The organism is Streptomyces sp. NPDC017202 (genome assembly GCF_044331705.1).
Classification (GTDB): Bacteria; Actinomycetota; Actinomycetes; order Streptomycetales; family Streptomycetaceae; genus Streptomyces.
Map to the genome: position 1 here is coordinate 260859 of NZ_JBIRNP010000008.1, position 20559 is coordinate 281417.

Here is a 20559-nt window from a genome sequence, read left to right on the forward strand (position 1 = left end):
GGCGGCACCCCGGCCGAGGGGCGTGCCCGGCGGGCCGCGGCCCGACAGCCCGGTCCACTCGTACCGTTCGTCCGGCTTCGCTGCCCCAAATGCCGTACACCCGATTCGGCCCTATCGTGCTCGTATGGAGCACGAACTCAGCCCCGCGACCCTCTCCGAACTGCGCCGCCCGCGGCCCTATCCCGCGGTGTCCGTGCTGACGCCGACGCATCGCCGCGAACCCGACAACAGCCAGGACCGGGTACGGCTGCGCAATGTCGTCGCCGAGGCCAAGAAGCAGCTCGAGGCCGATCCGGCGGTCACCCGGGAGCGGCGCGCGGACGTGGCGGAACACCTCGACCGGGCCCTCGCGGAGGTCGACCTGACGTACACCGAGGACGGCCTGGTGATCTTCGCCGCACCGGGCGAGCACCAGGTGTGGTCGCTGGCCCGCCCGGTCCCGGAGCGCGTCGTCCTCTCGGACACCTTCCTCACCCGCAACCTCGTCTCGGCGCAGGCCGCCGAGCGGCCGTTCTGGGTGCTGTCGGTCTCCGCCGACCGCGTCACCCTGTGGAGCGGCGGCGTCGACCGGGTCACCGAGGAGCACTCCCACGGCTTCCCGCTGGTCAGGAACCGGGAGAACTTCGACGCCGAGCGGATGGAACGCACCGGCGACCTGCCGAGCACCTTCCGCGACGAGGGCACCCGCCACTTCCTGCGCGAGGCCGACACCGCCATGGGCCGGCTGCTGCGCGAGGCCCCGCGCCGGCTCTACGTCACCGGCGAGACGGCGGCGCTGTCCCTCCTGGACGAGATCGGCGGAGGCACCCGCGACGCCGTGCACGTGCCGCACGGGGGCCTCACCCACGCCACCCCGGAGGCGGTGTGGGAGGCGGTCCGCCCGGTGCACGACGCCGAGGCCCGCCGGGACACCGCCGCCGTGGCCCGGGAACTGGACACCGCCCGCGGCCGGCGCACCTTCGCCGCCGGGGTCGACGAGCTGTGGCAGAACGCCCGGGAGGGCCGTGTCCGCCTCCTCGCCGTGGAGGAGAACTACAGCGTCACGGTCCGCGACGACGGCGACCACCTGATCCCGGCCGAGAGCACCGACCTCGACTCCCGTGACGACATCGTGGACGAGATCGTCGAGCAGTGCCTGGAGACGGGGGCCGAGGTCCGCTTCGTCCCGGACGGCACCCTGACCGACGCCGACGGCATCGCGGGCGTGCTGCGCTACTGAAACCCCCACCCGGTCGGCGTACGCTGCACATGATCGTCGGCCGGGAGGGAGCGCGTACGTGGGTGAACTGCTGGGCGTGGCGGTGCTGGGTGCCGGGCACATGGGCGCCGACCACATACGCCGGCTCGACCGGGTGGTGAGCGGTGCCAGGGTCGTCGCCGTGGCCGATCCGGACGCCGCCCGTGCGGAGGAAGCCGTCGCCGGTGTCGAGGGGGTCTCGGTGCACACCACGGCCGAGGCCGCGCTGGACGCGCCCGGCGTGGACGCCGTCCTGATCGCCTCGCCGGGTCCCGCGCACGAGGAGGCGCTGCTGGCGGCGTTCGCCCGCGGCCTTCCGGTGCTGTGCGAGAAGCCCATGGTGCCGGACCCGGCCGGGGCCCTGCGGGTGCTGGAGGCGGAGGCCCGGCTCGGCCGGCGGCTCGCCCAGATCGGTTTCATGCGGCGCTACGACGCCGAGTACCGCAGGCTCAGGGCGCTGCTGGAGGACGGGCGGCTCGGCCGGCCCCTGATGCTGCACTGCACCCACCGCAACGTCTCCTCGCCGCCCGGCTTCACCAGCGCCATGCTGATCGACAGCTCGGTGTCGCACGAGATCGACGCGGCGCGCTGGCTGCTCGGCCAGGAGCTGACCGCGGTCACGGTACTGCGGCCCCGCCCGTCGTCCGGCGCCCCGCAGGGCCTGCTGGACCCCCAGTTCGTGGTCTTCGAGACCGACGGCGGCGCCCTGGTCGACGTGGAGGTCTTCGTCAACTGCGGCTTCGGCTACCAGGTGCGCTGCGAGGCCGTGTGCGAGGCGGGCAGCGCGCGCATCGGCGACGACCGCGGCCCGCTGGTCACCGCGCACGGCTCGGCCGGCACGGACGTGCCGCAGGACTATCTCGTCCGGTTCGCCGACGCCTACGACCGCGAGGTGCAGGCCTGGGCCGACGCCGCCCGGCGGGGCCGGGTCACCGGCCCGACCGCCTGGGACGGCTACGCGGCCTCCGTCGTCGCCGAGGCCGGGGTGCGGGCGCTCGGCAACGGCACGGACGGCACGCGCGTGACCGTCGACCTCGCCCCGCGCCCGGCCCTGTACGGCTGACGCCGGGCGGTCTCACACGTTGCCGAGCAGGGCGTGCAGACTCTCGTCGACCGCCGCGCCGACGTCCTCCCGGCCCGCGGCGACCACGGCGTAGCTGCGCAGCAGGAAGCGGCGCAGCGCGGCCGTGTCGAACTGCAGCAGGGCGAGCCCGAACGGTGAGTGGAACTCCACGACCGTCCGGGACCGGCCGCACGGCCAGATGTGCACGTCACCGCCGCCGGCGGGTCCGTCCAGCCCCTCCTCCAGCAGCGCGCGGCCGAACGTCCAGGTGACCGCCTCGCCCTGGAGGGAGACCTCCGGCGGGAAGTCGAGGTGCACGGCGAGCGGGTCGGCGGAGGTGTAGCGGAGCGTCACCGGGACGGGCAGATCCCGCTCCTCGCCGGTGACGAGCCGGGCGCGGGCGGGCTGTTCGACGGTGACGTGGGTGGGCTCCATGGGCGGTCTCCGCAGCGGTGAGTGGTCGGCCGTTTCCGGCGTGGTGCTTGTAGGACCTCGCAGGGGCCGATCGCATTACGGGAAAGCCGCGTGAATTATTGTGACCTGCGTCACGGCTACCCGGCCGGCCGCCGTCTGCCTGCCTCCCACACGGAACACCCGACCGTCGAACGCCCGAGTGATCACCTCCGGGCACCCCCCGGAAGTCACTCAAGTCACGTACACCGCCTACGACTCGCACCGGCTACGGTCTACGTCATCGGCGCCCCCCGAGCTGCTCGTGAAGACTGTGGCATATGCCGGACGCATCACCGGATCGTGTGTTGCCAAATCCCTTACACAGCGTCGCGGGCTGTGCCACAGTCGTAACGGCCCCTTCGTCAGTCCGGCCGTCCCGTCCCCCATCGGAGTGCGTCATGCCGTCCCCTCTCTCCGCGGACCGCCCAGCCGCCCGGACGCCCGGGCGCGGCCGGGTCGACGCGCTGATCACGCAGACGCGACGGCTCATGGGCGACGTGGACGCCGTGCGGCAGGACACGCAGGACGACACCTTCGACCCGCGGGGGCGCTGGCAGCGCGCACTGTGCGACCTGGCACTGCACCAACTCCAGGACCTCGACGCGCACCTGGCGCAACTGCGGGACGGCCCACCGCCCCCTCCCCCGCGTGAGTCGCCGCTCGGCCGGGTCGGCAGCGCGGAGTGGAACCTGCTGACCGACGAGGCCGTCTGGTCCCCGGAACTGCACGGCATCGTCGGCCGTGACCCGGCCGCCCCGCCGCTCACCCTCGACGAACTCCCCTCCCTCGTCCTCGAGGAGGACCGCCCGCGCCTGACCGCCATGGTCACCGGCTGCCTCGTCGACGCGAAGCCCATCGACGGCGAGTTCCGGGTCGTCCGGCCGGACGGCGAGGTCAGGACCGTGCACATGATGGGCGAGCCCGTGCTCGACGCCCGCGGCAGCACCACCTCGATGTGGGCCGTGCTGCGGGACGTGAGCGCACTGCGCCGCGGCCGGCGCGCGGTGGGCACGACCCGTGACTCGCTCCACCTGCGTCGGCACCCGGCACCGGCCGGGCACCGGCCCGCGGCCGGGCCGCGGGAGGCCACCCCGTCTTCCCGGCACGCCTCCCCGCGGCTCCCGCGCACCACCGGCGCGCTCGACCTCGCCGCCCGGCACCTGCCCGCCGCGCCGACTTCACCGGCCGACGGCACCTGGTACGACGTCCTGGAACTGCCGGACGGCGACACGCTGTGGGGCACCGGCGCGCTCACCGGGCACGGCCCGGACGCCACCGCCACCCCGGCGACGACGCTCGGCGCCCTGCGCGGCATGGCGATGTCCGGCGCCGGTCCGGCCCAACTGCTGTCCTGGCTCGACCAGTTACTGGGCGCCGCCGACCCGTCGGCCCGTTGCTCCACCCTGTACTGCCGCTACCGCCCCGCCACCCGCACCCTGGTGTGGGCACGGGCCGGACACCCCGCCCCGCTGCTGTTCCGCGCCGGGAGGGGGCGCCGGCTGGACGGACCGGACGGCGACCTCCTCGGCACCGGCCCGGGTTCCGCCCCCGGGCAGGCCGAGGCGACCCTGGAGGAGGGTGACGTGCTCGTGCTGCACACCGGCGGGCCGACCCCCGCCGACGGACCGGACCCCCTCCTGGACCTGGCCCCGCGCCTCGCCGGCCTGCGCACGGCACAGGACTGCGCACGACTGATCGCGCGGGAGTGCGACGACGGCGGCCGTGCGGACGACGCCTGCCTGCTCGTCGCCCGGGTCACCCGGTGACCGACAGACCGACAGACCGATAACCGTCAACTCATCTATGCCTGACCGGTGTTGTTCTTGCCTCCCCTCGGCTTCGGCAGTGCCTGCCGGATCTCCTCGCGCAGTTCGCTGATCCGCGGGTAGTTCGCGTACTCGGCGGTGAGCCGGTACATCTCGCGCAGCCTGTCCCAGGTACGCCGGGAGGAGTTCGACCCCATCGACATCAGGGCCAGCCGCGCGTACCGGTCGGCCTGTTCGGGGTCGTCCGCGATGAAACAGGCCGAGGCCATGGACAGATGGTCGAAGATCTTCGACCGCTCCCGCCCGTCGACCCGCAGGGCGAGGGCCTTCTCCGCGTAGTACTGGGCGTGCACGGCCGCCCCCGGCTCGAACTCGGCGAGCGTGCGATAGGCCAGGGCCTGCATCCCGTACAGATCCTCGTCCTTGAAGGTCTGCATCCAGGACGGCGTCTCCGCGTCGATCCGGCCGGAGACGAACAGATCCTCCGCCTGCCCGAGCGTGCGGCGCATGGCCTGCCCCTTGCCCATCGAGGCCTGGGCCCAGGCCTCGATGGTGTGGAACATGGCCCGCGTCCGTGGCAGCACCGTGTCACCGGAGCCGGACTGGGCGAGCTTCATGAGGTCCAGGGCCTCGTCGGGCCGGCCGATGTGCACCATCTGACGGGCCGCCCTGGAGAGGGCCTCCCCCGCCCGGGGCCGGTCGCCGCCCTCCCGCGCGGCATGGGCGGCGATCACGAAGTACTTCTGGGCCGTGGGTTCCAGGCCGACGTCGTGCGACATCCAGCCCGCGAGCACGGCGAGGTTGGCGGCGACGCCCCACAGGCGCCGCTGGAGATGGGGTGGGTGGCGGTAGGCGAGCATGCCGCCCACCTCGTTGAGCTGGCCCACCACGGCCTTGCGCTGGAGTCCGCCGCCGCGGGCGGCGTCCCAGGCCCGGAACACCTCCACCGAGCGTTCCAGTTCGTCGACCTCCTCCGCCCCCACGGGGGCGGCCTCATAACGGTCGAACCCGGCGGAGTCGGCGTGCAGGAGGGGGTGATCGACGACGGAAGCGTCGACGGAGAGGGTGGGGTCGGTGTGCAGCCAGTCGTACATGGCACTGCTGAGTGCTGATCCCGCGGCGAGCGCGGCACCCGCGCCCACCAAGCCGCGTCGGTTGAGCATGAGGTCCATTCCCGTGAATTCGGTGAGGACCTCGGCAGTCCGTTCGGGCGCCCACGGCACGCCGTCGGGATGCTGCGCACTCCCGTCGCGTGGCCGTTTCCCCGCACGCCCGTGCCGGACCAGACCGAGGTCCTCGATGGTCACGACACGGCCGAGACGCTCGGTGAACAGAGCCGCCAGCACCCGCGGCACGGGATCGCGCGGGATCTCTCCCATGTCGATCCACCGCCGCACCCGGGAGGTGTCGGTCGACAGCTGGGGGTGGCCCATGGCCGCCGCCTGCCGGTTGACCAGCCTCGCGAGTTCCCCTTTGGACCAGCCGGCCAGGCCGAACAGGTCCGCCAGGCGGGTGTTGGGTTGTCCGCTCACGTAAGCCCCCAGGTTCTCGGCTGAGTTGACAGTAGCCCCGTGCAAGTTGCCGGGCGACTATTCGCCAGGGTTCGCCAGGGTGCGCCAGATGGTGTGCCACTGGGCGACAGGTGTCAGGTAGGAGTGCGCCACCCCGACCCGGTCGCCGAGGGACATTCCCCAGGGTGCACCCGGGAGGCCGGGCCGGGCCGCGCATCGTTGTCGCAGGCACACGAAGGGATCTGTTTCGCCCATGTACACAGCATCGTCCTCCGTGTCCGCCCCGCCCCGGTCGCTGCACTCCCGCCCGGGCGGCGGCGGCCCCTACCTCGACCCCGCCCGGCCGGCACCTCCCGTGCTCGGCGCGGGCCGCGGCGTCCGGCGCCCCGCGGGGCTCGGCACGCAGCCCCTCAGCGGAAGGCTCGACCTGTCCGGCCCGCAGGGCGCCCAACTGCGCACGGCGATCGCGTCGGTGCACCGGATCTGCCCGGAGTTCACCCCCGTGCAGGTACTGCGCCGCAGCGGCCGCTCCGTGCTCCTGGTCGGCACGACCGGACGCAGCACGGCCGTCGCCAAGTGTTTACTGGACCACTCCCCCGCGTGGGCCGAGCGGATCCGGCACGAGATAGCTGCGTACCGCACGTTCGTCCGGCACCGCCCCCCTGTGCGGGCGCCGAGGCTGATCGCGGCGGACCCGGACAACTGCACCCTCGTCGTCGAACGGATGCCGGGACGCGTGGCGGCCCTGCAACGGCATCCCGTGGAGGCCCCGCCCCGCGCGGACATCCGGGCGGCGCTCGGCGCGATCTGCCGGCTCAACGCCTGGCGGCCCGCGGCCGGCACCTTCGACGCCCCGCTGGACTACGCGGCCCGCATCTCCCGGTACCACGAGCTGGGCCTGCTGACCGACCGGGATCTGGGGGACCTCCAGAAGCTGCTGCACGGCATCGCGGCGACCGCGGGCCGGCAGGGCATGGGGCAGTTCTGCCACGGCGACGCCCTGCTGTCCAACATGCTCCTGTCACCGGCCGGTCCCGTGCTGGTGGACTGGGAGCACGCGGGCTGGTACCTGCCGGGCTACGACCTGGCGACCCTGTGGTCGGTCCTCGGTGAGGCGCCGGCGGCGCGCCGCCAGATCAGCCAGATCGCCCAGTCGGCGGGCCCGGCCTCACGCGACGCCTTCCTGGTCAACCTGATGCTGGTGCTGACCCGGGAGATCCGCACCTACGAGATGGCCGTGCAGCGTTCGATGCACGACTCGGCCCCCGCGGCTCCGGGGGCGGCCCACCCGGGTGCCGTGCCGTCCGGCGAGGAGCAGCGGTTGCTGCTGCGGCGGCTGCACGACGACTGCCAGATGGCCCGCCGGGCCGTCCGGGCGGCGGTCGGCACTCGCTGATCGGCGAGGGGGAAAGGTCCGTGGTGCGCCGGAGCGGCGGCGCACCACGGACCTTCGCGTGCCGGCCGCCTTCGCGCCGGAGCCACTGGTGTACGCCGGTGACGGACCGCAGGCGGCGGGGCCGCCCGCCACGAAACTCGCCCGACCCTCACTGACATGGGAAATCGCTGCGCCGTGGGCATGATTGACGGATCGTCGGCAAGCCGGTACCACTGAGCCACGCCCGGCCCCGCACGCCCCGCCCGCTCTTCCCAGGAGGCCGCATTGCGAGGATCCCCCACCCACCCCAGGCCCGCACGCACCCGCAGAGCCGCCGGCGCCGTCGCCTCGGCGGCTCTGCTGTTCCCGCTGCTCGCCGCGTCCCCCTCGCCGGACTCACCGGGCGCCGCGGACCGGTCGGCGACGGGGCTGCAACGGGCGTTCGCCGCCGCGGCCGCCGAGTACGACGTGCCGCAGAGCGTGCTGCTGGGCGTCTCCTACCTCCAGTCCCGCTGGGACGCGCACGGCGGCGCGCCGAGCGTGACCGGCGGCTACGGTCCGATGCACCTCACGGACGCCCGCACCGCCCTGGCCGAAGTCCCGCACCACAGCGAGGGCACGGAGGACCCGCGCGGCGACGACGCCCGCGCCGCCCTGCGCCCGAGGGCGCCGCTCCCGGCCGGCACCGCGATCCCGGCCCGTCTCAGGACGCTCCCCGAGGCCGCGGAGCTGACCGGTCTGAGCCCCGGCGAACTGCGCACCGACCCGGCCGCCAACGTGGCCGGCGGCGCCGCCCTGCTCGCCGCCGCACAGCGGGACCTGGGCGAGCCGCTGACCGACGATCCGGCGGACTGGTACGGCGCCGTGGCCCGCTTCTCCGGCGCCGACGACACCGCGACGGCCGCCACGTACGCGAACGACGTGTACGAGGTGATCCGCACCGGACAGGAACGGACCACGGACGCCGGCCAGCGGGTGGCGCTGGCCGCGCGGCCGGAACTGGCGCCCGACACGGGGCAGCTGCGGCGGGCCGGCCTGCGCGCGGCGTCCGCGGCGGGCACCGAGTGCCCGCGGTCGGTCTCCTGCGAGTGGATCCCGGCGCCGTACGAGCAGTTCGGCGACAACGACTACGGCAACCACGACCTGGGGGACCGCCCGGCGGCGCAGTCGGTCAAGTACATCGTCGTGCACGACACCGAGGGCGGCTGGGAAGGGGTCCTGGACCTGGTCCAGGACCCCACCTACGTGTCCTGGCAGTACTCGCTGCGCTCCACCGACGGCCACATCGCCCAGCACGTGAAGGCGAAGGACGTGGCCTGGCACGCGGGCAACTGGTACGTCAACGCCACGTCGATCGGCCTGGAGCACGAGGGCTTCCTCACCTCCCCGGACTCCTGGTACACGGAGGCGATGTACCGGTCGTCGGCACGCCTGGTGAGGTACCTGGCGAAGAAGTACGGCATTCCGCTGGACCGGCAGCACATCCTGGGGCACGACACCGTGCCCGGCCCGACCGCGGCGACCGTGCCGGGCATGCACACCGACCCGGGGCCGTACTGGGACTGGCGGCACTACTTCGAGCTGCTGGGCCGGCCCTTCGGGGCCACGGCCGGCAAGAACGCCGGGGTGGTGACGATCCTGCCGGACTACTCCGCCAACCGGCCGGTGTACACGGGCTGCACGGCGAAGGGCGAGCCGTGCGCGGCGCACGGGTCGAGCGCGGTGCGGCTGTACTCCGACCACGACGAGAACTCCGCCCTGATCACGGACGCCGGCCTGGGCACGACCCCGACGACGGGCGTGAACGACCTCTCCTCACGGGTCTCCACCGGCCAGCAGTACGCGGTCGCCGACCGTTTCGGCGACTGGACGGCGATCTGGTACCTGGGCCAGAAGGCCTGGTTCCGCAACCCCGCGGCGCAGCCGACCGCCGTGCCCGCGAAGGGGCTGCTGGTGACCGCGAAGGACGGTGTGGAGAGCGTGCCGGTCTACGGGCGCGCCTACCCGGAGGCGTCGGCCTACCCGGCGGGCGTGCCCGTCCAGTCGGTGTCGCCGCTGCCGTACCGGCTGCCGGCGGGACAGAAGTACGTGGTCGGTGACGAGGTGCCCGGCGAGTACTACTACGCGGTCGACTTCACCGCCGACTCGCACCGGGTGGTCGTCGGCGAGGACCTGTACTACGAGATCCAGTACGGGCACCGGGTGGCGTTCGTCCGGGCCGCGGACGTGCGGCTGGCGAAGCCGTAGGTCCGGTCAGCCCTGCTGGAAAAGCTCCGCCGGGAGCGGCTTCAGCAGGGCGTACAGGTCGTCGGTGATGGGGCGGTCCCAGGCCGCGATGGTCACCAGGACGTTGTCGCTGCGGTCGAACTGCACGCAGGAGATGCGGCTCTCGGAGAGCTTGAGGCGGCGCACGATGAGGAGGTTGTCGCCCTGCATCACCGGCATGTCCTCGGTGCCGACGACGGTCACCTCCTCCTCGTTCTCCAGCGCGAGCAGCAGTTGGGCCACCTCGAAGGGGACCTCGCCCCGGTCGACCTCGCGGGCCGGCGAGCCCTCGGGAAGGTTGCCGATGATCATCGCGGGGCCGCGGCCGCCGAAGAGGTCGTAGCGCAGGAAGACGCCCTGGCACGTGCCGTCGGGGGCGGGCAGCAGGCCGGCGCCGAGGTTGCCGGGCCAGTCACCCGGATCCATGGCCAGGACGTCGAAGTCGGGCCCGGCGGGCGTGGCACTGCGGCGGCGGAGGAACGACATGGGGCCATGGTACGGGTACGGGGGCCGTCGGCGTCCTGCGGGCGGTCACCCGTCCGGGGCGGTCGCGCGGCTCTCGTCGGGGGGGGCGGGGCCTTCCGGGCTGCTCGGGCTACGAGGCCTGCTTGTGGCGTTCGTGGTGGCGGGCCACTCGGGCGCGGTTCCCGCAGGACGGCCTGCACCACTCCTGGCGCGGGTGGTCCTTGAGGAAGTAGCGGACGCAGCGCGGGGCGTGGCAGGCGCGCAGGCGCTGCCGGTCCGGGCCGGCCAGGAAGGCGATCACGGCTTGTGCGAGGGCGGCGCCGAGGTCGTGGCCGCCCGGCAGGGGCCGCCGGCCGACGCGCGGGGCGGCGCCGTCGGTCCAGTGCAGGACGGGGACGGTGGGCAGGCGGGCGGCGGCCGTGTTGAGGCGGTCCAGGGCTTCGGCCACGGACAGCAGGCGGGCCGCGTCGGCGGGGCTCGGCGCGCCGGGGCGTACGGCGTGCGCGAAGAGGGCGCGGACGGCGGCGCGCAGGTCGCGGACGGCGGCGAGGTCCCGGGCGTCGGCGGTGTGGTCCGGGGCGACCGGAAGAACGTCGGCGTGGGCGCGGATCCAGGCGGTGAGTCCCGCGGGGTCGGTGAGGTCGTCGGCGACCCCGCCGTGACCGTCGTGCCGGACGGTCAGTGCGAGGTCGAGGGCGAGGCGGCTGTCGGCGGGGAGCGCGTCCTGCATGCGGCCGATGATAGGCCGCGTGCGGCCACCGGCCGGGGCGCCTCATTCCTCCGCGGGCGTCGGTGGCACCACCGCCACCGGGCTCGCCGCGTGCAGCAGGACGGCGTGGGTGACGGAGCCCAGCATGCGGGCGGGCGCCAGCAGGCGCCGGCGGTGGCGGCCCACCACGACCAGCTCGGCGTCCCGGGAGGCGGCGACGAGGTGGCCGGCCGCGTCGCCGGGGGCCGGGTACGGCTCCACGCGGACCTCGGGATGGCGCTGCCGGTGCGCGGCGAGGAAGCCATCGGTGAGGGTGCGGATCTCGCGTTCGACGGCGCCCTGGTCGATGTCGGTCGGGAGGAGTTCGCCGGGGGCGGCCCAGGTCTGGACGGGCCAGGGATAGGCGGCGACCACCTGGAGGCGGGCGTCCCGCAGGGCGGCCTCGGTGAAGGCGAGGGCGAGGGCGGCGTCGTCGGGGCTGTCCACGTTGAGCCCGACGACGACCCGCGGGCCGGGACCGGGCGAAGGGCCGTCCACCTCGCGGCCGGGCCGGGGCACGATCACGACGGGGCACTCGGCGTCGCGGGCGGCGGTCATGCTGTTGGAGCCGAGCAGCAGGCTCCGGAAACCGCCCCGCCCCCGGGACCCGAGCACGAGCAGTTCGGCCTCGGCGCCCAGTTCGGGCAGCAGCGCGCCCGGCGCCCCGTCGAGACCGACGTACTCCACGTCCGTGCCGTCCGCGGTCTTCTCCAGCCGGGCGCGCGCGTCGCCGAGGACGGGGTCCTCGTCCGGGGGCGGGGGCAGGGTCATGGGTACGCCGGGCTGCGTCCACGCGGCGTAGTGGCGGACGTGGCAGACGCGCAGTGCCGTCCGGCGCCGACGTGCGGCGTCCACGGCCCAGTCGAGGGCCCGCCGGCTGTCCTCGGAACCGTCGACCGCCACGGCGACCGGCAGCGTGCTCATGGTCCTCACCTCCGGGAGACGAGCGTCGTCCTGCTGGGGCCAGCCTGGCTCAGGCAACGGCTCCGGCAGGCTCTCCCCGGTCGCGTGTCCGGAAAATGAGGGACGACACCGCCGGTTCGGCCCGCCGCGGTGGTGATCCGGCCGCCAGGCCGGGCGCGGCGGCCCGCGGGACGGCCCGTCCCGTGGGGTGGGCGGGCCGACGGGCTCGGCGGGCCGTCGGACCCGGTGGACCGGAGCGGTCGGCCGACGGGCGCGGTCGGCGGGTCTCAGGTCAGGTCGAACTCCCCCTCGCGTGCCCCCGAGACGAACGCGCCCCACTCGGCGGGCGTGAAGATCAGGGAAGGGCTCTCGGGACGGCCGCTGTTGCGCATCGCGACGAATCCCTCGACGAAGGCGATCTGGACATCACCCCGGCCCCGGCTGCTGGACTGCCACTCGGCGTTGCTGAGGTCCAGCTCCGGCTTGTCCCAGCTCGCGAGCGGCTGCTGCTGGATCGTGCTCTCGGCCACGTCCGTGCTCCTCCCGGTTCGTCGTCCGCGGCCAGCCTAGCGACCGGTCCCCGGTGCCGACAGAGCACGCGAGGGGGACCTTTCGGGACGGCGGCGGCGCCGTCCCGTGAGCCGCGTGGCGAAGAACCGCGGCCCGCCGTGGATGTGCCCGGGGACCCCGCGGGCCCCGTCCCACCCGGTGCTCCCCCGGTCGGTCGCCGCCGCAACGGCCCCGCGACAGCGGCCGGGACCTTCCTCGGGATGCCGCACGGGGACCCGCGCGGGTCGGCCCGCCGCCCCCGGGCTACCCCGCCGCGGCCGGAGGTGACCCGCCGCCGGCCAGGAAGGCCTCGACGCGGGCGGTGAACCAGGCCGGGTCGTCCAGCCACGGGTAGTGGGCGGCGCCGGGCTGCACGGCGAAGTCGGCGTTCGGGAAGGCGTCGGCGACGAGCCGGGCCACTTCCGGACGGGGGCCGCCGTCCAGTTCGCCCGCGAGCACCAGCACCGGGGCGTCGACACACCCCAGGGCGGCCCGCAGGGCGGGTGGGTCGTAGGCGGCCGGGTCGTGGAAACGGGCCTCCGCCTCCTCGTTGGTCTGCCCGTCCGCGGCGGCCGCGTGGGCGCGGGCGGTGTCGTCCCAGCGGCCGTAGAAGAAGGCGTCGACAGCCGTGAGGTCGACGGCCGTGAAGCCGGTGTCCTCCCCGCCGGCCGTCCAGGCCTCGAACGCGGGGAAGGCCGTCGTGAACCACGGCTCGTCCTGACGCAGCCGCGCCGCCGCCAGCCGCTCCTCGGGACCGGCCGGCCGGCCCAGGGCCCAGGGGGCGGCGGTGACGAGGACGAGCCGGGCCACGCGCCGGGGGTGGCGGGCCGCGTAGAGCATGGCGAGGCTGCCGCCCGCCGAGTGCGCCAGGAGGTCCATCCGTTCGAGGCCCAGATGGATCCGGAGCGCCTCCACGTCCTCGACCTGGCGGTCGCAGCGGTACGTCGCCGGGTCCGCCGGAACCGAGGAGTCGCCGGTGCCGCGCAGGTCGAGCAGGACCAGGCGGCGGTGGGCGGTGAGGCCACCGAGGTCGCCGAGGTACTCCGAGGCCCGCATGGGCCCGCCGGGCAGGACGACGAGGGGCTCGCCCTCGCCCCGGACGTGGTGGGCGAGCGGGGTTCCGTCGGGTGCGGTGAAGATCGGCATGCCGCGATCCTCGGGGCCGGTCGGGTCCGGGCGCAACGGCGTTCTCCGGGCTCCCGAAAGTACGGCCCGGCCTCTTGCCTCACCGGCGTGCGTCTGGATCAATGGCCCGTGAGGCGTCGACCGAATGATCGGTCGTCCGGATCGGCACGGTTGGCGAGGAGGCGTCCGTGGTGGCTGCGAGGGATCCGCTGGACGAGGGCGAACGGCTCGGCCTGGACGCGCTGCGCGCGCTGCAACTGGACCGGATGCGCGCCTCGTTGCGGTACGCGTACGCCCATGTGCCGTTCTACCGGGACGCGTTCGACAAGGCGGGCGTCCACCCCGACGACTGCCGCGAACTCGCCGACCTGTCCCGGTTCCCCTTCACCACCAAGGCGGACCTGCGCGAGAACTACCCGTACGGGATGTTCGCGGTGCCGCGCGAGCGGATCCGCCGCATCCACGCCTCCAGCGGCACCACCGGCCGTCCCACCGTCGTCGGGTACACGGAGAACGACCTGTCCCTGTGGGCGGACATGGTGGCCCGCTCGATCCGGGCGGCGGGCGGGCGCCCCGGCGACACGGTCCACGTGGCCTACGGCTACGGCCTGTTCACCGGCGGCCTGGGCGCCCACTACGGCGCCGAACGGCTCGGCTGCACGGTCGTCCCCGCGTCCGGCGGCATGACGGCACGTCAGGTCCAGCTGATCCAGGACCTGAAGCCGGGGATCATCATGGTGACCCCGTCCTACATGCTCACCCTCCTGGACGAGTTCGAGCGGCAGGGCGTCGATCCCCGCGGCACCTCCCTGCGGGTGGGGATCTTCGGCGCCGAGCCGTGGACGGAGGAGATGCGCCGGGAGATCGAGGAGCGGTTCGCGATCGACGCGGTCGACATATACGGGCTGTCGGAGGTGATCGGCCCCGGCGTCGCCCAGGAGTGCGTGGAGACCAAGGACGGGCTGCACATCTGGGAGGACCACTTCTACCCGGAGATCGTCGACCCGTTCACCGGCGAGGTGCTGCCGGAGGGCGAGGAGGGCGAGCTGGTGTTCACCTCGCTCACCAAGGAGGCGATGCCCGTGATCCGGTACCGGACGCGGGACCTGACCCGGCTGCTGCCGGGCACGGCACGGCGGTTCCGGCGGATGCGGAAGGTGACCGGCCGCAGTGACGACATGGTGATCCTGCGCGGGGTGAACCTCTTCCCCACCCAGATCGAGGAGATCGTGCTGCGCACCCCCGGAGTCGCCCCGCACTTCCAGCTGCGGCTGACCCGCGAGGGGCGCCTCGACGCCCTCACGGTCCGCGCGGAGGCCCGCCCCGACGCCTCGCCCCGGGACCGCGACACGGCCGCCCGTTCGATCGCCGCGGCCGTGAAGGACGGTGTCGGGGTCTCGGTCGCCGTCGAGGTCGTGGACCCGGAGTCGCTGGAGCGGTCGGTGGGCAAGATCCGCCGGATCGTCGACCTGCGCCCGCGCGGGTAGCGGCGGCCGGGGGCGCTCGGGGCGACGCGCTACGCGCCGGAGAAGCGGTCGCGCAGCTCCCGCTTGAGGATCTTCCCGCTGGCGTTGCGCGGCAGTCCGTCCACGAACAGCACCCGCTTGGGCGCCTTGAACGCGGCGAGCTTCTCGCGGGCGTGGGCGACGAGTTCGCCCTCCGTGACCTCGCCGCGGGGGACGACGACCGCGGTGACGGCCTCGATCCACCTCTCGTCGGGCAGGCCGATCACGGCGGCCTCGGCGACGGCCGCGTGCGTGTAGAGGGCGTCCTCGACCTGCCGCGAGGCGACCAGCACACCGCCGGAGTTGATGACGTCCTTCACCCGGTCGACGATCGTGAAGTAGCCGTGGGCGTCCCGGACGGCGAGGTCACCGGAGTGGAACCAGCCGTCGCGGAAGGCCTCGGCGGTCTCCTCGGGCTTGTCCCAGTAGCCCTCACACAACTGCGGGGAACGGTAGACGATCTCGCCCGGCGTGCCGTCGGGCACGTCCTCGCCGTTCGCGTCGACCACGCGCGCGTCCACGAACAGGACGGTGCGCCCGCAGGAGTCCATGCGGCCCTTGTGCTCGTCGGGGGCCAGGACGGTGGCGAGGGGGCCGATCTCGCTCTGCCCGAAGCAGTTGTAGAAGGCGAGCTTCGGCAGGCGCTCGCGCAGCCGTTCCAGGACCGGCACCGGCATGACCGACGCCCCGTAGTACGCCTTGCGCAGCCCGCCGAGGTCGCGGGTGGCGAAGTCCGGCCGGTTGGCCAGGCCGATCCACACGGTGGGCGGGGCGAAGACGCTGTCGACGCGGCCCGCCTCGATCAGGTCGAACAGGTGGTCGCCGTCGGGTGCGTCGAGGATGAGGTTGGTGGCGCCCACCGCGAGGTACGGGAGCAGGAACACGTGCATCTGCGCCGAGTGGTAGAGGGGCAGCGCGTGCGCGGGGCGGTCGCCGGCGCTCAGGTCGAGGGCGGTGATCGCGCTGAGGTACTCGTGGACCAGGGCGCGGTGCGTCATCATCGCGCCCTTGGGAAGGGCCGTCGTACCGGAGGTGTAGAGGAGCTGGACCAGGTCCTCGGCGCGCGGTTCGGGGCCGTCGTGGGCGGGGGCGGCCGCCAGCAGGGCGAGGAGCGAGTCGTCGGCGTCGCGCAGCGGCAGGGTCGGCACGCCGTCGGGGAGCCGGCCGGCGAGACCGGGGTCGGCGAGGACCAGGGCGCTGCCCGACTGGCCGACGATGTAGGCGAGGTCGTCGCCGGTGAGGTTCTGGTTGACGGGGACGTGGACCAGGCCGGCGCGGGCGCAGGCCAGGAACGCGATGAGGTAGGCGTCGGAGTTGTGGCCGTAGGCGCCCACCCGGTCGCCGGGGGCGAGGCCCCGGCCGAGCAGGGCGCTCGCCGCGCGGGAGACCGCCTCGTCGAGTTCTCCGTAGGTCCAGGTGCGGTCGCGGTACTCCACCGCGACGCGTGCGGGAGTGCGTCGGGCGCTGCGGCGCAGCACCCCGTCGACGGTGCTGCCGTGTCCGGGCGTCATGGCACATGATCCTCGGCGGGCCGCCGGGACAGGTCAAGCCGGCGGAGCGGGGGCGTCCCCGCGCCCGGAGGGCGGCGTCCCGTCCGCCGGGCGGCGGGCGGTGTCCGTCCGCCGGGCGCCGATCACGGACAGCGGCCGCGGCGCCTCCTCCGAGGGGAGCCGGGGGCGGCCGCGCGGATGACGACCCGCCGGCCGCGGTCGGTGCCGTCGAGTGGGCGACCGCGCGTCCCGCGTCACCGGGGCGGTGCTGCGGGTGGACGGGGGCCTGCGGGCCTGAAGGGCGGCTCCGGGAGCGGGTCCCGCCGTACGGAGGGTTCCGCTCGGCGGGGCCTCATCCGGCGAGGTCCTCCAGGACGGCCATCGCCGCGTTGTGCCCCGGCACCCCGCTGACCCCTCCCCCGCGCACCGCGCCGGCGCCGCACAGCAGCACGTTGGCGTGCGCGGTCTCGACGCCCCAGCGGCCGACGCCGTCCCGGGCGTGCGGCCAGGCCAGGTCGCGGTGGAAGATGTGGCCGCCGGGCAGCCCGAGGTCGCGCTCCAGGTCCAGCGGGGTCCTCGCCTCGATGCAGGGGCGCCCGTCGGCGTCGGTGGCCAGGCAGTCGGCGAGCGGCTCGGCGAGGTGCGCGTCCAGTTGGGCGATGGTGGCTTCGAGCAGTTCCTCGCGTACGGCGTCGTTGTCCCGTTCGAACAGCCGGGCGGGGGTGTGCAGGCCGAACAGGGTGAGCGTCTGGCAGCCCCGCCGGGCCAGGTCCGGGCCGAGGATCGTCGGGTCGGTCAGGGAGTGGCAGTAGATCTCCGACGGCGGGGCGGTGGGCAGGCCGCCGGCCGCGGCCTGGGCGTGGGCGGCGGCCAGTTGGGCGTAGCCCTCGGCGACGTGGAAGGTGCCGGCGAAGGCCTCGCGCGGGTCGACGGAGGTGTCGCGGAGCCGGGGCAGCCGTCTCAGCAGCATGTTCACCTTGAGCTGGGCGCCCTCGGCGGGGGCCGGCGGAGTGTCCGCGGTGAGGGCGGCGAGCGCCTGCGGGGAGGCGTTGACGAGGACGTGGCGGGCTGCGGTGACGCTCTCGCCGTCGGCGGTGCGGTGGACGACCTCGGCGGTGCGGCCGTCGGTGTCGATCCGGACGGCCTCGTGGCCGGTGGCGAGGACGGCGCCCGCGCTCCGGGCGGCGTCGGCCAGGGCGTCGGTGAGCGCCCCCATCCCTCCGACGGGCACGTCCCAGGCGCCGGTGCCGCCGCCGATCACGTGGTAGAGGAAACAGCGGTTCTGCTTGAGGGAGGTGTCGTGGGCGTCGGCGAAGGTGCCGATCAGCGCGTCCGTCAGGACCACGCCCCGCACCAGGTCGTCCGCGAAGTGCTCCTCGACGGCGACGCCGACGGGCTCCTCGAAGAGCATCCGCCAGGCCTCCTCGTCGTCGACGCGACGGCGCAGTTCCTCGCGGGTGGGCAGCGGTTCGGTGAGCGTCGGGAAGACGCGTTCGGCGAGGCGCCCGGTCATGCCGTAGAAGCGCCGCCAGGCCGCGTACTCCCGTTCACCGCCGGTCAGCCGCGCGAACGCCTCGCGGGTGCGTGCCTCGCCGCCGCCCACGAGCAGCCCGGTCGGCCGCCCGTCACGCTCCACGGGCGTGTACGAGGAGACGGTGCGCCCCCGGACCCGGAAGTCCAGCCCGAGATCCCGCACGATCTTCGGCGGCAGCAGGCTGACCAGGTACGAGTAGCGCGACAGCCGGGCGTCCACGCCGGCGAACGGCCGGGTGGAGACGGCGGCGCCCCCGGTGTGGTCCAGCCGCTCCAGCACCAGCACGGAGCGCCCGGCCCGCGCCAGATAGGCGGCGGCGACCAGTCCGTTGTGACCGCCGCCGACGATGACGACGTCGTAGGAGCGACGTCCGGGGTCTCCCTCGTGTGCAGGCATGGTTCTTCGTAACACGGGGCGATCGGGACCGGCCAGAGGCGGACCGTCACCGGCGCGGCACCGCTTCCCGGCCGGTCACCGCGAGCGGGGGCCGGCGGTGGTCCGCCTCTCCGACGGCCCCTCGAAGCCACTGAGGGCTTCCGGAGACCCTGCCTACCGTGCGGCTCCGTACGGCGCCGGGCGCGCCTCGGGGCCGAGCCGTGCCACGGCCCGCAGGATGTGCCGGGGCGGCAGCCGCCACCGCAGACGTGCAGGAACGGCGCGCAGGACGGCGCCCGTGGCCCGCAACCGCCGGGTGACGGTCGCGGGCGGCGGGGCCGCGCGGCCGTACAGCTCGTGCGCGTACGGCGGCAGGGAGCCGTACGCCAGGTCCGCCACGTGCCGCCACAGCACGGCGCGGGCCGGGACGAGCAGGGGGTGCACGGGCGGGCGGCGCAGGAAGTCGTCCACCGCGTGCGCGTCGTCCCCGGCGGCGAGTTCGGGCCGCACCTTCTCGAAGTAGGCGTCCATCGACGCCCTGTCGGCGGGTACGGCGTCGGGGTCGAGGCCCACCAGGCGGGCCGCGACCCGGTGTTCGGCGAGGTAGCGGTCGGCGTCCGCGTCGGTGAGGGGGTAGCCGGAGCGGCGCAGGACGTGCAGGTAGGAGTCGATCTCGGCGCAGTGCACCCACAGCAGCAGTGCGGGGTCGTCGATGCCGTACCGCTCCCCGGTGTCCGGGTCGTTCGCGGACAGCAGGCGGTGGATCCGGCGGACCCGGGCCCCGGCCTTCTCGGCCTCCTCGGCGGTGCCGTAGGTGGTGGTGCCGACGAAGTCCGCGGTGCGCATGAGGCGTCCCCAGGCGTCGCGGCGGAAGTCGGAGTTCTGCAGGACGCCGCGTACGGCGCGCGGGTGCAGCGCCTGGAGGTGGAGCGCGCGGATCCCGGCGACCCACATCATGGGATCGCCGTGCGCCTGCCACGTCACGCTGGCCGGGCCGTACAAGCCGGGGTCGGCGCTCATACCGGCAGTGTGGCCGGGCTCGGCGGCCGACGCCACCGTCCGGACCGGCCGAATCCGGTGCGGGCGCTCCCCTCAGGCGTGCGGGACGACGGCCACCGGGCAGCCGACGTGGTGGATCACGGCGTGCGTGACGGGCCCGGTGCGGGGGCCGACCGGGCGTTCGGCGACGCGGTGGCCGACGACGAGGAGCCCCGCTCCGGTCGCCGCCCTCACGAGCGCGCTCGACGGCCTGTCCTCCACCACCGTCTCCAGGACCTCCACCTCGGGGTACTTGTCGCGCCACACCTGGAGCGCCGCCTTGAGGACGCCCAGCCATTCCTCGCCCTGCCGGGACTCCCGCACCAGGCCGATGTCGCCGGCGCCGAGGCCGACCGGGCCGGCCGTGTGCCAGGCGTGCACGGCGCGCAGGCGCGCGTTGCGGAGCCGGGCCGCCTCGAAGGCGAACTCGACGACCTCGTCGCAGGCTTCGCCGAGGTCGACGGCGAGCACGACGTCCCGGTGTCCGGTGTCCGTGGAGGCGCCTCCGTCGCCGGCCGGCAGGTGTTCGTCCGCCGCCTCCTCGTCCGCCCGCACGAGGACGACGGGGCACGCGGCCCTGGCGACCACGCCGAGCGCGACGGAGCCGACGAGGAACCCGGTGAAACCGCTCAGCCCGCGGGAGCCGAGGACCAACAGGCCGGACCGGTCCGCGGCCTTGAGCAGGGCGGCGGTGGCCGGGCCCTCCAGCTGCTCGTCGGTGAGGCGCACTCCGGGGCGTTCGGCGCGGGCCCGTTCCTCCGCCTGTCGCAGTGCGCGCCGGGCGAGATGGCGCCGGGCGGCGCCCGTGCTGTCGCCGTCCTGGTTCCGGGGGTGCCAGGCCAGGGCGTGCACCAGGTGCAGTGGCCGGTCCCGCCGGGCGGCCTCGCGGGCCGCCCACGCGGTGGCGGCCAGACTCTCGGCGGATCCGTCGACTCCGGCGGTCACGGGCAGAAGCATCTCCGCACCTCCCACATTCGCTCTGTCTTACGGTGCCAGCGTCGCGTGGCGGGCGGTGCGGCGGCAGAGGCTGCCCGGTCCCCGCCGGGGGGCCGTCCGGCCCTTTTCCGTGACACGCCGTCTTCAGTGACGACACGTTTCATGTGACTTCCCGTCAGGCCGGTGTGCAGGGGCCTCGGTTCGTGCCGGGCGAGCGCGGG

At 74.6% G+C, this 20559-nt stretch carries 17 protein-coding genes; 6 read left to right on the top strand and 11 right to left on the bottom strand.

The genetic code is table 11. The annotated features are described in order from the left end of the window. The first annotated feature begins 124 nt into the window (after positions 1 to 124). Both ACH4N1_RS18465 and ACH4N1_RS18470 read left to right on the top strand, forming a co-directional pair. Positions 125 to 1219, top strand: coding sequence for a chemotaxis protein (locus tag ACH4N1_RS18465; protein WP_398098265.1), 1095 nt, complete (start codon positions 125 to 127; stop codon positions 1217 to 1219). A 58-nt stretch (positions 1220 to 1277) separates the two neighbouring features. Then, complete coding sequence (locus tag ACH4N1_RS18470) at positions 1278 to 2300, top strand: Gfo/Idh/MocA family protein (RefSeq protein ID WP_398098266.1); 1023 nt, start codon at positions 1278 to 1280, stop codon at positions 2298 to 2300. 12 nt (positions 2301 to 2312) lie between these two features. Here ACH4N1_RS18470 and ACH4N1_RS18475 read toward each other — a convergent pair whose 3' ends face one another. Next, on the bottom strand, positions 2313 to 2735 hold the full coding sequence (locus ACH4N1_RS18475) for an SsgA family sporulation/cell division regulator (RefSeq protein ID WP_398098268.1): 423 nt from the start codon (positions 2733 to 2735) through the stop codon (positions 2313 to 2315). Positions 2736 to 3151: 416 nt separating this feature from the next. Between ACH4N1_RS18475 and ACH4N1_RS18480 the strand changes: the two genes are divergently transcribed. After that, the gene (locus ACH4N1_RS18480; protein WP_398098270.1) at positions 3152 to 4519 is read left to right on the top strand and encodes a SpoIIE family protein phosphatase; all 1368 of its coding nucleotides are present in this window, start codon (positions 3152 to 3154) and stop codon (positions 4517 to 4519) included. A gap of 35 nt (positions 4520 to 4554) precedes the next feature. Here the strand turns inward: ACH4N1_RS18480 and ACH4N1_RS18485 are convergent, their stop codons facing one another. After that, entirely contained in the window at positions 4555 to 6051 is a 1497-nt protein-coding gene (locus ACH4N1_RS18485) for a hypothetical protein (protein WP_398098271.1), read from the bottom strand. Between the two features lie 232 nt (positions 6052 to 6283). Here ACH4N1_RS18485 and ACH4N1_RS18490 point away from each other — a divergent pair, with 232 nt between their 5' ends. Both ACH4N1_RS18490 and ACH4N1_RS18495 read left to right on the top strand, forming a co-directional pair. Continuing rightward, complete coding sequence (locus ACH4N1_RS18490) at positions 6284 to 7426, top strand: aminoglycoside phosphotransferase family protein (protein WP_398098273.1); 1143 nt, start codon at positions 6284 to 6286, stop codon at positions 7424 to 7426. A 264-nt stretch (positions 7427 to 7690) separates the two neighbouring features. Further along, positions 7691 to 9652 (top strand): N-acetylmuramoyl-L-alanine amidase, encoded by a 1962-nt coding sequence (locus ACH4N1_RS18495; RefSeq protein ID WP_398098274.1) that lies wholly within the window; start codon positions 7691 to 7693, stop codon positions 9650 to 9652. A 6-nt stretch (positions 9653 to 9658) separates the two neighbouring features. On the opposite strand, the gene ACH4N1_RS18500 is transcribed toward ACH4N1_RS18495, so the two are convergent. The 5 genes from ACH4N1_RS18500 to ACH4N1_RS18520 all read right to left on the bottom strand — a co-directional run bounded on the left by ACH4N1_RS18500 (position 9659) and on the right by ACH4N1_RS18520 (position 13481). Continuing rightward, positions 9659 to 10156, bottom strand: a complete 498-nt coding sequence (locus ACH4N1_RS18500) for a hypothetical protein (RefSeq protein WP_382793438.1) — start codon at positions 10154 to 10156, stop codon at positions 9659 to 9661. Between the two features lie 109 nt (positions 10157 to 10265). Further along, positions 10266 to 10865 (bottom strand): CGNR zinc finger domain-containing protein, encoded by a 600-nt coding sequence (locus ACH4N1_RS18505; RefSeq protein ID WP_398098275.1) that lies wholly within the window; start codon positions 10863 to 10865, stop codon positions 10266 to 10268. Between the two features lie 42 nt (positions 10866 to 10907). Next, a complete protein-coding gene (locus tag ACH4N1_RS18510) occupies positions 10908 to 11807 on the bottom strand; it encodes a universal stress protein (protein WP_398098277.1) in 900 nt (299 codons plus the stop codon). Between the two features lie 266 nt (positions 11808 to 12073). After that, positions 12074 to 12316: a DUF397 domain-containing protein gene (locus ACH4N1_RS18515; RefSeq protein ID WP_363089433.1), complete on the bottom strand. Its 243-nt coding sequence runs from the start codon at positions 12314 to 12316 to the stop codon at positions 12074 to 12076. A gap of 283 nt (positions 12317 to 12599) precedes the next feature. After that, positions 12600 to 13481, bottom strand: a complete 882-nt coding sequence (locus tag ACH4N1_RS18520; protein ID WP_398098278.1) for an alpha/beta fold hydrolase — start codon at positions 13479 to 13481, stop codon at positions 12600 to 12602. 167 nt (positions 13482 to 13648) lie between these two features. Here ACH4N1_RS18520 and paaK point away from each other — a divergent pair, with 167 nt between their 5' ends. Beyond that, a complete protein-coding gene (gene paaK / locus ACH4N1_RS18525) occupies positions 13649 to 14947 on the top strand; it encodes a phenylacetate--CoA ligase PaaK (protein WP_398098279.1) in 1299 nt (432 codons plus the stop codon). A gap of 29 nt (positions 14948 to 14976) precedes the next feature. Here the strand turns inward: paaK and ACH4N1_RS18530 are convergent, their stop codons facing one another. The 4 genes from ACH4N1_RS18530 to ACH4N1_RS18545 all read right to left on the bottom strand — a co-directional run bounded on the left by ACH4N1_RS18530 (position 14977) and on the right by ACH4N1_RS18545 (position 20359). Beyond that, positions 14977 to 16476 (bottom strand): acyl-CoA synthetase, encoded by a 1500-nt coding sequence (locus ACH4N1_RS18530; RefSeq protein WP_398098281.1) that lies wholly within the window; start codon positions 16474 to 16476, stop codon positions 14977 to 14979. A gap of 331 nt (positions 16477 to 16807) precedes the next feature. Then, entirely contained in the window at positions 16808 to 18385 is a 1578-nt protein-coding gene (locus ACH4N1_RS18535; protein WP_398098282.1) for a phytoene desaturase family protein, read from the bottom strand. Between the two features lie 153 nt (positions 18386 to 18538). Beyond that, a complete protein-coding gene (locus ACH4N1_RS18540) occupies positions 18539 to 19384 on the bottom strand; it encodes an oxygenase MpaB family protein (protein ID WP_398098284.1) in 846 nt (281 codons plus the stop codon). A gap of 72 nt (positions 19385 to 19456) precedes the next feature. Further along, a complete protein-coding gene (locus ACH4N1_RS18545; RefSeq protein WP_398098287.1) occupies positions 19457 to 20359 on the bottom strand; it encodes a universal stress protein in 903 nt (300 codons plus the stop codon). Between the last annotated feature and the right edge of the window lie 200 nt (positions 20360 to 20559).